12 protein-coding genes are annotated in these 12692 nt (G+C 56.4%); 4 read left to right on the top strand and 8 right to left on the bottom strand.

The genetic code is table 11. The features are described from left to right. Positions 1 to 43: 43 nt before the first annotated feature. On the top strand, positions 44 to 508 hold the full coding sequence (locus ACSEMK_RS08670; RefSeq protein ID WP_411325862.1) for a YehR family lipoprotein: 465 nt from the start codon (positions 44 to 46) through the stop codon (positions 506 to 508). Between the two features lie 43 nt (positions 509 to 551). On the opposite strand, the gene ACSEMK_RS08665 is transcribed toward ACSEMK_RS08670, so the two are convergent. The 3 genes from ACSEMK_RS08665 to ACSEMK_RS08655 are packed head-to-tail and all read right to left on the bottom strand — an operon-like array spanning position 552 to position 3474. Next, entirely contained in the window at positions 552 to 1019 is a 468-nt protein-coding gene (locus tag ACSEMK_RS08665; protein WP_430914778.1) for a DUF1456 family protein, read from the bottom strand. A gap of 53 nt (positions 1020 to 1072) precedes the next feature. After that, the gene (gene btsR / locus ACSEMK_RS08660) at positions 1073 to 1792 is read right to left on the bottom strand and encodes a two-component system response regulator BtsR (protein WP_087860183.1); all 720 of its coding nucleotides are present in this window, start codon (positions 1790 to 1792) and stop codon (positions 1073 to 1075) included. Beyond that, positions 1786 to 3474: a sensor histidine kinase gene (locus ACSEMK_RS08655; protein WP_087860182.1), complete on the bottom strand. Its 1689-nt coding sequence runs from the start codon at positions 3472 to 3474 to the stop codon at positions 1786 to 1788. The genes btsR and ACSEMK_RS08655 overlap by 7 nt, the downstream gene beginning before the upstream one ends. Positions 3475 to 3674: 200 nt before the next feature. Between ACSEMK_RS08655 and ACSEMK_RS08650 the strand changes: the two genes are divergently transcribed. Both ACSEMK_RS08650 and ACSEMK_RS08645 read left to right on the top strand, forming a co-directional pair. After that, the gene (locus ACSEMK_RS08650) at positions 3675 to 4406 is read left to right on the top strand and encodes a MerR family transcriptional regulator (protein ID WP_113374376.1); all 732 of its coding nucleotides are present in this window, start codon (positions 3675 to 3677) and stop codon (positions 4404 to 4406) included. Between the two features lie 59 nt (positions 4407 to 4465). Continuing rightward, on the top strand, positions 4466 to 4579 hold the full coding sequence (locus tag ACSEMK_RS08645; RefSeq protein ID WP_015365743.1) for a protein YohO: 114 nt from the start codon (positions 4466 to 4468) through the stop codon (positions 4577 to 4579). On the opposite strand, the gene ACSEMK_RS08640 is transcribed toward ACSEMK_RS08645, so the two are convergent. From ACSEMK_RS08640 to bglX, 5 genes are all read right to left on the bottom strand, one after another. After that, entirely contained in the window at positions 4554 to 5291 is a 738-nt protein-coding gene (locus tag ACSEMK_RS08640; protein WP_087860180.1) for an ABC transporter permease, read from the bottom strand. The genes ACSEMK_RS08645 and ACSEMK_RS08640 overlap by 26 nt on opposite strands. Next, entirely contained in the window at positions 5288 to 6223 is a 936-nt protein-coding gene (locus ACSEMK_RS08635) for an ABC transporter ATP-binding protein (RefSeq protein ID WP_113374375.1), read from the bottom strand. The genes ACSEMK_RS08640 and ACSEMK_RS08635 overlap by 4 nt, the downstream gene beginning before the upstream one ends. Further along, entirely contained in the window at positions 6216 to 7373 is a 1158-nt protein-coding gene (locus ACSEMK_RS08630) for an ABC transporter permease (protein WP_113374374.1), read from the bottom strand. The genes ACSEMK_RS08635 and ACSEMK_RS08630 overlap by 8 nt, the downstream gene beginning before the upstream one ends. Positions 7374 to 7379: 6 nt before the next feature. Next, complete coding sequence (gene osmF, locus ACSEMK_RS08625) at positions 7380 to 8297, bottom strand: glycine betaine ABC transporter substrate-binding protein OsmF (RefSeq protein ID WP_045391246.1); 918 nt, start codon at positions 8295 to 8297, stop codon at positions 7380 to 7382. A gap of 146 nt (positions 8298 to 8443) precedes the next feature. After that, positions 8444 to 10741, bottom strand: a complete 2298-nt coding sequence (gene bglX / locus ACSEMK_RS08620) for a beta-glucosidase BglX (RefSeq protein WP_430914776.1) — start codon at positions 10739 to 10741, stop codon at positions 8444 to 8446. A gap of 201 nt (positions 10742 to 10942) precedes the next feature. Between bglX and dld the strand changes: the two genes are divergently transcribed. After that, complete coding sequence (gene dld, locus ACSEMK_RS08615; RefSeq protein WP_430914775.1) at positions 10943 to 12676, top strand: D-lactate dehydrogenase; 1734 nt, start codon at positions 10943 to 10945, stop codon at positions 12674 to 12676. Positions 12677 to 12692: the final 16 nt, after the last annotated feature.

The raw sequence follows: 12692 nt of genomic DNA, 5'->3' as shown, positions 1-12692 counted from the left end.
TTCCTCTCTGGACGCGCAATACCACTCAACATAGGGAATCGTGATGAAATTAAACCGCAAGATGGCTGGCGTGCTGGCCGTATCCGTTCTGCTGGCGGCGCTCGCCGGCTGCGATAATAAAAAAGAAGAGAGTAAAACCTTTGCGCTGAATACTAACGGCGTCGAACTCAGCTTTACCTACCACTATGATGGCGACAAAGTACTGCGTCAGGATGCCGACAACACTATTCCCTATAAATCGATCGGCGCCGAAAATAAAGAACAGGCGCGGGCCATTATTGAGCCGATTAGCAGCGTGTATCGTAATCTACAGGGCGTTGAGCAGACCATCGACTATAAAGATTCCTACGCGCTTGAGCATCTGACCGTGGATTTCAGCAAAGCGAAAATCAGCGAGCTGTGCAAACTGCCGGGCTCGATGTTCACCGACTGCTCACAGCAGTTTGTTTCGCTATCCGTGTCAACTAAGCTGCTGGAATCGCAGGGTTTTAAAGAAGTGAAGAAGTAAAGAGAGACAGGGCCCGGGCGCAGGCCCGGGTCACGTCTGGCGCTTAGCCTTTGGCGTGCTCGCGCTCGGTAAGACCGCGCAGGAAATAGCGCAAAAACTGATCGCCGCATTCGCGGTAGTTTTTGTGGTTCGGCGCGCGCATCATGGCGGTAATTTCCGGCATCGACACGCGGAATTTTTGCTGAGTCAGGATCGCCAGAATGTCGTCGGTCTTCAGCGAAAAGGCGATACGCAATTTTTTCAGTACGATATTGTTATTCACCCGGCGCTCAACCGCCAGCGGCGGCGCCGACTCGTCTTTGCCGCGCTTGTCGTAAATCAGACCGTTGAGGAAATTCGACAGTACGACATCCGGGCAGCGCGCAAACCCTTCTTCGTCTTCTTTTTTCAGCCAGGGTACCAGTTGTTCCGCACTCACCGGCGCATCCGCCAGCGCAAAGATGCGTACCAGACCGTTATTATTCGTTTTCAGGGTGTAGCGCAGGCTACGTAAAATATCGTTACTGATCATAATGCCTTCATGATGAAAAATGCTGGCGCTAAGTCTACCATGATTCCGCGTTTTTACAGACCAATCGCCTCTTTCAGGCTTTTCAGATAGCGGCGGCTGACCGGCACCGTTTGTCCGGCGCGCATTAACAATTCCGCCTGCCCATTCTCCTCAAGGCGGATCTCCTTCAAATGCGCCATGTTAACGAGATATTGACGGTGGCAGCGCAACAGCGGCGTACGGCTTTCCAGCGTACGCAAAGTCAGTTCGGTAAACCCTTCTTTGCCTTCACTATCGGTGACGTAAATCCCGCTCATTCGGCTACTCACAAAAGCCACATCTTCCATCTGCAGCAGCCAGATGCGGCTGTGGCCGGTACAGGGAATATACTTCAGCGCCTGCTGAGCATCATCCAATAGTGATACATCCTGCAGGCTGCGCTCGTGGCGCAGGCGACTCAGGGTTTTCTCCAGCCGGGCGTTTTCGATAGGCTTGAGCAGATAATCGAAGGCGTGCTCTTCAAAGGCCTTCACCGCATACTCATCGAAGGCCGTTAAAAAGACGATATAGGGGCGATGTTCTGGATCGAGCATGCCAACCATCTCCAACCCACTGATACGCGGCATTTGAATATCCAGAAACAGCACGTCCGGGCGCAGCTTATGCACTGCGCCAATCGCCTCGACGGCGTTGCCGCATTCGCCGACGATATCAATATCGCTTTGCGCCTCCAGCAGGATGCGCAGATTTTCCCGCGCCAGCGGCTCATCATCGACGATTAAAACTTTTAGCATGCATTCTCCTCCACAGGCAGTCGCAGCGTGATGCGGGTATATTGTTCCGCTTCGCAAGTGACGCTAATTCCGCAGTCGGCGCCGAAGCGCGTGCGCAGTCGTCTGTCCACCAGACTCATCCCAAGCCCGCTGGCATTAGGGTTATCCCGGTAAAGCCCGGCATTGTCTTCCACGTCCAGCTGTAGCCAACGCTCATGCTGACTGGCGCGAATGGTAATTTCGCCTACGCCAAGATGCTGAGAAGTGCCGTGCTTGATTGCGTTTTCAACTATCGGCTGTAACGTAAATGCCGGTAGTTGCAGGTGCTCAAGCGACGCAGGCACCTGCATGCGTATCTGCAAATTATCCTGGAATCGCGCCTTCTCAATTTGCAGATAGGCATTCACATGTTCAATTTCGTCCGCCAGGGTGACGATCTCCGTTGGTCGCTTCAGATTTTTGCGAAAGAAGGTCGATAGATACTGCACCAGCTGTCCGGCCTGATCGCTATCGCGACGGATCACCGCCTTAAGGGTGTTAAGGGCGTTAAACAGAAAGTGCGGGTTGACCTGGGCGTGTAGCAGCTTAATTTCCGACTGGGTCAGCAACGCTTTCTGCCGTTCATACTGGCCAGCGAGGATCTGCGCCGACAGCAGTTGCGCTATCCCCTCCCCCAACGTGCGGTTAATCGAGCTAAACAGGCGGTTTTTCGCTTCATACAGCTTGATGGTGCCAATGACCCGTTGATTCTCACCGCGCAGCGGAATGACCAGCGTCGAGCCCAGTTTACAGCCAGGATGAATTGAGCAGCGGTATGGCACCTCGTTGCCGTCGGCATAAACCACTTCGCCGGTATCAATCGCCTTTTGTGTATAGGAAGAGGAGATAGGTTTACCTGGTAGATGATGATCGTCGCCGATACCGGTAAACGCCAGCAGCCTGTCACGGTCGGTAATCGCCACAGCGCCAATATCAAGTTCCTGAATCAGCACCTGAGCGACCTTCATACTGTTCTCTTCGTTGAATCCCTGGCGCAGGATCCCCTCGGTGGAGGCTGCCACCTTTAGCGCGGTGGCGGAAAAAGCCGAAGTGTATTTCTCAAACATCGCCCGTTTATCCAGCAGGATACGCATAAACAGCGCGGCGCCGACGGTATTGGTAACCATCATTGGCGCGGCAATACTCTGCACCAGGTGCAGCGCATCCTGGAATGGCCGCGCAATCAGCAGGATTATCAGCATCTGTACCAGTTCAGCGAAAAAGGTTATCGCCCCGGCGGTGAGCGGGCTGAAAACTTTGTCCGGACGTCCGCGTTTAATCAGAATGCTGTGCACCAGGCCACCGAGCAGCCCTTCAACTATGGTCGACACCATACAGCTTAGCGCCGTCATTCCGCCCAGCGAATAGCGATGCAGGCCTCCGGTCAACCCCACCAGACCGCCGACCACCGGGCCGCCGAGCAGGCCGCCCATCACTGCGCCAATAGCGCGTGTATTAGCAATAGAGTCTTCGATATGTAGACCGAAATAGGTCCCCATAATGCAAAAAATCGAGAAGGTGACATAGCACAGCAACTTATGCGGTAGACGCACGGTGACCTGCATCAGGGGGATGAACAGCCGCGTTTTACTCATCAGCCAGGCGATGACCAGAAACACGCACATCTGCTGGAGCAGCAGCAATACCAGATCGAACTCGTACATACCCGCCAACCACACAACCTTTGAAAGCGCGTAACATACACTGACCGCTTATAACTTTCTTTGAAGCGATACAAGAAAATGATAAATCATGGTGACGATCACACTTCTCACCGTCTCGCCGTCGCCGTAAAGTGCAAAAAATGAACAATTGATAAACCCCTTCTACAGTTAAATGAGGAGAAACACGGCGGGAGGAGAAAATGGCGCTGTATACGATAGGCGAAGTGGCTCAGCTTTGTGATATCAACCCCGTGACGCTGCGAGCCTGGCAGCGACGTTATGAACTTATCAAGCCGCAACGCACCGATGGCGGCCATCGTTTATTCAATGACAGTGAAATCGATCGCATCCGCGAAATTAAGCGCTGGATTGATGCCGGCGTTCAGGTCGGTAAGGTAAAAAATCTGCTGCCCGATCGCGAAGCGGATGTCGAAGACGGCTGGCGCGAACAGCAGGAAATTTTGCTCGGTTTTCTGCAGGAAGGTCATTACCAACGGGTGCGGCTATGGCTCAAAGAGCGCAGCCACAGCTATAGCGCACAGATGCTGGTACATCATCTGCTTAATCCGCTTCGTCACCGCCTGTTAAGCCCTCAGCCGACTTTACTGGCGCTGCGTAGCCTGCTCGATGGTATCTTAATCAACCACATCGCCCAATGTCTCGCCCACGCCTGGAAGCGCCCCGGTCATCACGCGGTGGTGGTGGGTTGGAATACCGATGACACCACTCAATTGTGGCTGGAAGGGTGGATCGCCTGCGAGCAGGGCTGGCGGGTGGATATTGTCGCGCATTCGCTTAATCAGATCCGCCCGCAGCTATTTCCCGACAGTACCCTGCTGGTGTGGTGCCCCGCGCCGCCGGGTAGCCCGCAGGCAGCGCAGCTCCGCGAATGGGAACAGCGGGAAAATCTGATCTGGCTAAATAGCAATTAATGTTTCATTAACACCTGCGCTTCACCGTATAATCCCACCGTTAACAAAAGGAGCCTATCATGAAGCCTGCGAAAATCGCGGTCATTACCCTCTTCTTATGCATGGCCATTGGCGGGATCGGCGGCGTCATGCTGGCGGGTTACTCGTTTATTGTTCGCGGTGGTGTCGGCTGATCCACTGGTTCAGCCGCTCAAAAAAGCGGTCGATAATGATCGCGGCGAGCGCCACCAGCAGCGCCCCCTGCAGCACATAAGCGGTATTAAAACCGCTGAGGCCGATAATTATCGGCGTGCCGAGCGTGTTGGCGCCCACCGTTGAGGCAATGGTTGCCGTACCAATATTGACGATGGTCGAGGTGCGGATCCCGGCCAGCATTACCGGCGCCGCCAGCGGCAGCTCCACCTTACACAACCGCTGCCAACCGCTCATCCCCATCCCCTCGGCAATATTCAATACCCCAGGTGATATCGAACTTAATCCAGCCAGCGTTCCCTGCAGCACGGGCAATATTCCGTATAGCGCCAGCGCAATAAGCGCTGGCTGCCAGCCGAACCCCATCACCGGAACCGCGATCGCCAGTACCGCTACCGGCGGAAATGTCTGTCCCATGGCGGCGATGGTTTCCACCAGTGGGCGAAACTCTCGTCCGGCGGGTCGGGTGACGAGAACCCCCGCCCCCACGCCGATAACAGTCGCGGCAATACTGGAGAGCGCCACCAGCCAAAAGTGGGCCAGCGTCAGCGCCAGAAAACTCTCCTGCTGATACACCGGGCGCGGCAGCTCCGGAAACAGCCAGCTAAACAGCGGCGCGCTGTGGGGCAATGCCAGCAGCAGCGCGATAAACAACGCCACCAGCCACAGCAGCGGATCGCGAAGCGCCTTCACGTCGTGCCCCTATCGTGTAGCAGGTCTGCAAAGTGCAACGTACCACACGCTTCGCCCTGTTCATCGACCACCGGCAAAACGTCGCGGCGGTGGGCCACAAATTGCGACAGCGCCTCGCGCAACGTCATAGAGACGTTCAGCGCATCGCCCGTCAGCCGTTCATCCCGGCGCAGGTAATCCCCAACGCCGCGTAGCGAGAGCAACCGAACGCCCAGTTCGCTACGGCCAAAAAAGGTTTCAACAAAAGCGTTTTTCGGCTGCAGCAGCATTTGTAACGGCTCCCCCTGCTGCACCACTTCGCCGCCGTCCATCAGCACCAGATGATCCGCCAGGCGTAGCGCTTCGTCGATATCATGGGTGACGAGCACGATCGTGCGCCCAAACAGACGATGAATGCGCAGCATCTCCTGCTGCAACGCTTCGCGGGTGACCGGATCCAGCGCGCCAAATGGCTCATCCATTAACAGCACCTCCGGGTTGGCCGCCAGCGCCCGCGCCACGCCAACGCGCTGCTGCTGGCCGCCGGAAAGCTGATGCGGGTAGCGATCGCGCAGCAGAGGTTCCAGGCCAAGTAACGCCATGAGTTCATCAATCCGCTCGTTAATTTTTCCGCGCGGCCACTTTTGCAGCTGCGGCACGGTGGCGATATTCTGCGCCACCGTCCAGTGTGGAAACAGGCCGATAGACTGAATGGCGTACCCCATACGGCGACGTAGCGTCAGCAGCGGCTGTCGGCGGATATCCTCGCCGGCGAAGCGTATCACTCCGCTATCCTGTTCCACGAGTTGATTAATCATCTTCAGAGTGGTCGATTTTCCGGAGCCGGACGTCCCTATCAACACCGAAAACGCCCCCTCGCGCAGATGCAGGTTGAGATCCTTTACCGCCGGCTGCCCGGCAAAGGCTTTATTCACCCCGTCGAACTCAATCATGCGCCTCTCCTTTTAGCAACGCGCCCCATAGCGCAAACACGGCGTCCACTACCACCGCCAGCGCAATCGTCGGAATGACCCCCAGCAGCACCAAATCCAGCGCGCTGCTGAGGAGCCCCTGAAACACCAAAGCGCCGAAGCCGCCCGCGCCTATCAGCGCCGCCACCACCGCCATACCGACGGTCTGCACGCTGACCACCCGCAAGCTGCGCAGCAGAATTGGTAGCGCCAACGGCATTTGGACCTGGCGGAAACGCTGTCCGCCGCTCATTCCCATCGCGGTCGCGCTTTCCAGCGCCTCGCGCGGTACCTGTTGCAGCCCGGTCACCACCCCACGCACCAGCGGCAATAGCGCGTACAGCACCAGCGCGATCAGCGCCGGCGCCAGACCGGTTCCGGAAATGCCAATATCCCCCAGCCACGGAAAATGGCGCGTCAACCCGGCCAACGGCGCAATCAATAAACCGAATAACGCCACCGAGGGAATAGTTTGAATCACATTAAGGAAGGTGAATACCGGCGCCTGCCAGCTGGGGCGTCGCCAGAGGACAAAGCCTATCGATAGACCCAATAACAATCCGGGCAGCAACGTCCCGAACAATAGCCATAGATGCTGACGCAGCGCGTCATTAAAGACATCCTCACGGTTAGCATATTCTTTCAGCAAAGAGAGTTGGTCGAGCGCCCCATGCCACAGCAGCAGGCACGGTAGCAGCCAAAGCTGCGCATTCAGCAACCAACGCCACAGCGCTCGCGGCGTCAAACGGCGAATAATATCGCTGGCAATCAGCAGGCATAGCGCGAGAGCAAGCCATAATCCGCTACCGGGAGAAGTACGCGCCAGCGGGGAGCCCTGTTGCACCAGCTGTAGCGCGATTTCTCCGGCGCCCCACATTAGTAAAGGCAGGAGTAAATCGGCAATAAGCAGACTACCGAGCAACGCCAGACGACCGGGGAGCCAACACATTAGCAATAACAGCAGCCCCCCCGCCAGCTGCGCCGCCGCCAGCCACGGCATCTGCGTCCAAAGCCAACGCGCTTCCCCGGAGAGCAGACGGTTAGGGGCATAAGTGACAAACGGCAGCGCCGCCACGGCCAACAGCAGTAGCGTGAGCAGCAGCGCCACGCGGTTATAACAACGAATAGTCACCAGTCCTTACTTCAGCAGCCCTTTTTGTTGCAGGTAATCGGCGGCCACGCTCTTCGCGTCACGCCCTTCAACGGCAATGCTGGCGTTTAATTTCTGCAACGTTTTTTCATCGAGGCTGGCGAACACCGGCTCCAGCCACTGCGCCATCTGCGGATACGCCTTCAGCACCGCGTCGCGCACAACCGGCGCCGGCGCGTAAATGGGCTGTACGCCTTTTGGATCGCTCAGGGTTTGTAACCCCAGCGCCGCCACCGGCCCATCGGTACCATAGGCCATCGCCGCGTTAACGCCGGAGGTTTGCTGTGCCGCCGCTTTGATCGTCACTGCGGTATCGCCGCCCGCCAGCGACAACAGCTGATTCTGATTAAGCTTAAATCCGTAAGCTTTTTCAAATGCCGGCAGGGCATCGGCGCGCTCAATAAACTCCGCGGAAGCCGCCAGTTTAAAATCGCCGCCCTTCTGTAGATAGGCGCTAAGATCGGCCAAAGAAGTAAGATGATTTTGCTCTGCCACCTCCTGTCGCACCGCGATAGTCCAGGTATTATTGGCGGGAGCCGGGGTCAGCCAGATCAGCTTGTTTTTTTCCGCGTCCAGCTTCTTAACTTTTTCATAGCCCTGTTTGGCGTTTTTCCACGCCGGGTCATTTTCATCTTTAAAGAAGAAAGCACCGTTGCCGGTATATTCCGGATAGATATCCAGTTCACCAGCGGTAATCGCTCCGCGAACCACCGGCGTGGTGCCAAGCTGGACTTTATTGACCGTTTTCACCCCATGGCTTTCCAGCACCTGCAAAATGATATTGCCGAGCAGCGCCCCTTCTGTATCAATTTTCGAGCCCACCTTCACCGGTTCCGCCGCCTGCAGCGGCAGGCTAAGCAGGGCTGCAAGCGCCATTACACCTGACCATTTCATTGCCATCATCATCCCGCTTCCCTCATTTTTATACGCTTCGCTTACAGAAGCTTAAGAGAAAAGCGTAGTCCATTTGGCCATTTAACGAAAAAGAAAAGGCCGATTAATCGGCCTTTCAGGTGTAACACCCGGTTTATCCCTTTTTACAGGGCTCGCGACTACAGCAGCTCAAATTCGCTCTGCTTAACGCGGGCGGAATCGACGCCGATAAAGACGTTAAATTTGCCCGGTTCGGCAACGTATTTCATCTGCTGGTTCCAGAACTTCAGCGCTTCAACATCAATCGGGAAGCTAACGGTTTGCGTCTCGCCCGGCTTGAGATTCACCTTCTTAAAGCCGCGCAGCATTTTCACCGGCCGACTCATCGACGCGGTCACGTCCTGCAAATAAAGCTGGATCACCGTCGCCCCTTCGCGCTTGCCGGTGTTGGTCACCTGCACGCTGGCGGTCACGCTGCCGTCGCGCGGCATCGTTGGCGCCGACATTTTGACATCAGAAACGCTAAAGGTGGTGTAGCTCAGGCCATAGCCAAATGGATACAGCGGGCCGTTCGCTTGATCGAAATAACGCGAGGTGTATTTATTGGGCTTTTCCGGATTATACGGACGGCCGGTATTCAGATGGCTGTAGTAGGTCGGGATCTGCCCCACCGAACGCGGGAAGGACATCGGCAGCTTACCGGAAGGGTTATAATCGCCAAACAGCACATCGGCGATTGCATGCCCGCCTTCAGTACCGGCAAACCAGGTCTCCAGCAGCGCATCAGCCTGCTGATCCTCTTTCACCAGCGCCAGCGGACGGCCGTTCATCAGCACCAGCACCAGCGGCTTACCGGTCGCTTTCAGCGCGCTAATCAGGTCGCGTTGGCTTTGCGGCAGGGTGATATCGGTCCGGCTGGAAGCCTCATGCGCCATGCCCTGCGCTTCGCCCACTACCGCAACGACCACGTCGGACTGTTTCGCCGCCGCCACGGCTTCATCGATCATCTCCTGCGGCGAGCGCGGGTCGACTTGCACTGCTTTCTCATACAGGTTAAGGAAATCGACAATGCCTTTATCGTCGGTAACGTTAGCGCCTTTGGCATAAATCACTTTGCCTTTATCGCCCAGCGCTTCTTTGATGCCGGTCAGCACGGTGACCGACTGATCGGCCACGCCCGCCGCCGACCAACTGCCCATCATGTCGCGCTTGCTATCCGCCAGCGCGCCTACTACGGCGATCGTGCCGGATTTTTTCAGCGGCAGGGTATCGAGACGATTTTTCAGCAGCACCAGGCTTTCTCGCGCCACTTCGCGCGCCTCTTTACGATGCAGACGGCTTTCGGCGTTGGTGTCCTGCGGGTCGGACGCTTTCGGCCCCAGGTGGCTGTACGGATCGTTGAACAGCCCCATGTCATACTTGACGTTGAGCACGTGACGGGTAGCGTCATCCAACTCAGCCATCGTCACCTTGCCGGATTTCACCAGCCCCGGCAGATATTTGCTGTAGTACTCATCGCTCATGCTCATGTTGATACCGGACTTCAGCGCGACGCGCACCGCGTCTTCCGGGTCGGAGGCGACGCCGTGTTTAATCAGCTCTTTGATGGCGCCATGGTCGGAAACGGTGATGCCTTTGAAGCCCCACTGGTCGCGCAGGACGTCTTTCAGCAGCCAGGAATCGGCAGTGGCCGGAGTACCGTTGAGCGAGTTTAGCGCCACCATCACCGCGCCGCTGCCGGCATCGAGACCGGCTTTATACGGCGGCATGTAGTCGTTGAACAGGCGCTGCGGGCTCATATCGACGGTGTTGTACTCTTTGCCGCCTTCAACCGCGCCGTAGGCGGCGAAGTGTTTAACGCTGGTCATCACCGAATAGCGGTCTGCCGGGCTCTTACCCTGCATCGACTCCACCATCGCTTGACCCATCACGGTGGTCAGGTAAGTATCCTCGCCAAAACCTTCGGAGGCGCGGCCCCAGCGCGGGTCGCGAGAGACGTCGACCATCGGCGCCCAGGTCATATTAAGACCATCGTCAGCCGCTTCGTAGGCCGAGATACGCCCGACGGTATTCACCGCGTCGAGATTAAAAGAGGAGGCCAGACCGAGGCTTATCGGGAAGACGGTACGCTGGCCGTGCAGCACATCGTAGGCGAAAAACAGCGGGATCTTCAGGCGGCTTAGCTGCATCACCTGATCCTGCATCACGCGGATATCAGGCCGGGTTACGGTATTAAAAATCGCCCCTACCTGACCGTCTTTGATCATTTCCCGGATCGCCTCTTTCGGGTTATCCGGGCCGACGCTGATTAAGCGCAGCTGACCGATTTTTTCATCGACCGTCATTTTTTTCAGCAGTTCGCTAACAAACGCATCTCGCGCCTCAGGCGTCAGCGGATGGTTACCAAACAGCTCATCGGCCAGCGCGGGTTGCAGCGCCAGGCTCACGGCGACGCCAACAGTACACAACCATTTCATTATTATGTATCCCTCTTTGATTCGGTGCTAATAGCCCAGCGAAAACGCAGCAAAAACCGCAGTTTGCCATATATATAAACAACGCGCCCGTAGAATGCTAAGGTTCTTATCTGATTTATAGAAACATTCATGCACCAAATTGTCATACAAAGCGGTATGCTAACAGCGATATAGCTTTCCTGTGCCCACAAGGAGTGAATCATGTCATCTGCAACAACAATAAATAACCCTCCCTTTTTGGCGGAACTGGCGCGGCTGGTTGGCTCCTCGCATCTGTTAACCGATCCGGCGAAAACCCAGCGTTACAGAAAAGGTTTCCGCTCCGGCCACGGCGATGCGCTGGCGGTGGTGTTCCCCGGTACCCTGCTTGAACTATGGCGAGTTCTCAGCGCCTGCGTTCAAGCTGACAAAATTATCCTGATGCAGGCGGCGAATACCGGCCTCACCGAAGGCTCCACCCCGAGCGGCAATGATTACGATCGTGAAATTGTCATTATCAGCACGCTGCGTCTGGACAAGCTGCACCTGCTGGATAAGGGCGAGCAGGTGCTGGCCTACCCTGGCACCACCCTCTATTCACTGGAAAAAGCGCTAAAACCGCTGGGCCGCGAACCGCACTCGGTGATCGGCTCTTCTTGCATCGGCGCATCGGTTATCGGCGGTATCTGTAACAATTCCGGCGGTTCACTGGTGCAGCGCGGACCTGCCTATACCGAAATGTCGCTGTTTGCGCAGATTGACGCCGACGGCAAGCTGAAATTAGTCAACCATCTGGGAATCGATTTAGGCGCGACGCCGGAACAAATCCTGAGCCGCCTCGACGATGATCGTATCAACGATGCAGACGTGCAGCATGATGGCCGTCACGCCCACGATCACGATTACGTCACCCGCGTGCGTGATGTCAACGCCGATACCCCGGCTCGCTATAACGCCGACCCGGACCGCCTGTTCGAATCCTCCGGCTGCGCCGGTAAACTGGCGGTCTTCGCCGTTCGTCTCGATACTTTTCCGGCGGAAAAACGCCAGCAGGTGTTCTATATCGGCACCAATCAGCCGGAAGCGCTCACCGAAATCCGCCGTCACATCCTCGCTGAATTCAATAATCTGCCGGTGGCCGGCGAATATATGCACCGCGATATTTACGATATCGCCGAAAAATATGGCAAAGACACTTTCCTGATGATCGATAAGCTCGGCACCGACAAAATGCCGTTCTTCTTCACTATGAAGGGGCGCACCGACGCGATGCTGGAAAAAGTCTCCCTGTTCAAGCCGCACTTCACCGACCGCTTTATGCAGAAGCTCGGTCATGCCTTCCCGGCGCACCTGCCGGAGCGTATGAAAGCCTGGCGCGATAAGTACGAACATCATCTGCTGCTGAAGATGGCCGGCGACGGCATCGAAGAAGCGCAGAAGTGGCTTACGGAGTATTTCCAGCAGGCTGAAGGCGATTTCTTTGCCTGTACCGCGGAAGAAGGCAGCAAGGCATTCCTGCACCGCTTCGCCGCCGCCGGCGCGGCGATCCGCTATCAGGCGGTACATGCCGACGAAGTGGAAGATATTCTGGCGCTGGACATCGCCCTGCGCCGCAATGACACCGAATGGTTCGAACATCTGCCTGCGGAAATCGATAGCCAGCTAGTCTACAAGCTCTACTATGGCCACTTTATGTGTCACGTCTTCCACCAGGATTACATCGTGAAGAAAGGGGTCGATGCACACGAACTGAAGGAAAAAATGCTGGATCTGTTGAAAGCGCGCGGCGCGCAGTACCCGGCGGAGCACAACGTCGGCCATCTGTATGAAGCGGCGGAGAGTTTAAAGCGCTTCTATCGCCAGAACGATCCCACCAACAGCATGAATCCGGGTATCGGCAAAACCAGCAAACAAAAATACTGGGGCGAGGCGCAGAAGCCAACGAAAGCACAATAATCGTCACCAGGACTAT

It is taken from the genome of Klebsiella sp. K-3, from assembly GCF_051207495.1.
In the GTDB taxonomy this organism is placed as follows: domain Bacteria; phylum Pseudomonadota; class Gammaproteobacteria; order Enterobacterales; family Enterobacteriaceae; genus Klebsiella; species Klebsiella aerogenes.
The sequence above is the reverse complement of the archived record's forward strand: the minus strand, read 5'-3'. Positions and strand labels throughout refer to the sequence as shown.

What these genes read in the sequence shown, in the direction of transcription:
- ACSEMK_RS08670 (WP_411325862.1), top strand. Translation starts at nt 44, where the DNA reads ATGAAATTAAACCGCAAGATGGCTGGCGTGCTGGCCGTATCCGTTCTG.
- ACSEMK_RS08665 (WP_430914778.1), bottom strand. Translation starts at nt 1,019, where the DNA reads ATGATCAGTAACGATATTTTACGTAGCCTGCGCTACACCCTGAAAACG.
- btsR (WP_087860183.1), bottom strand. Translation starts at nt 1,792, where the DNA reads ATGCTAAAAGTTTTAATCGTCGATGATGAGCCGCTGGCGCGGGAAAAT.
- ACSEMK_RS08655 (WP_087860182.1), bottom strand. Translation starts at nt 3,474, where the DNA reads ATGTACGAGTTCGATCTGGTATTGCTGCTGCTCCAGCAGATGTGCGTG.
- ACSEMK_RS08650 (WP_113374376.1), top strand. Translation starts at nt 3,675, where the DNA reads ATGGCGCTGTATACGATAGGCGAAGTGGCTCAGCTTTGTGATATCAAC.
- ACSEMK_RS08645 (WP_015365743.1), top strand. Translation starts at nt 4,466, where the DNA reads ATGAAGCCTGCGAAAATCGCGGTCATTACCCTCTTCTTATGCATGGCC.
- ACSEMK_RS08635 (WP_113374375.1), bottom strand. Translation starts at nt 6,223, where the DNA reads ATGATTGAGTTCGACGGGGTGAATAAAGCCTTTGCCGGGCAGCCGGCG.
- osmF (WP_045391246.1), bottom strand. Translation starts at nt 8,297, where the DNA reads ATGATGATGGCAATGAAATGGTCAGGTGTAATGGCGCTTGCAGCCCTG.
- bglX (WP_430914776.1), bottom strand. Translation starts at nt 10,741, where the DNA reads ATGAAATGGTTGTGTACTGTTGGCGTCGCCGTGAGCCTGGCGCTGCAA.
- dld (WP_430914775.1), top strand. Translation starts at nt 10,943, where the DNA reads ATGTCATCTGCAACAACAATAAATAACCCTCCCTTTTTGGCGGAACTG.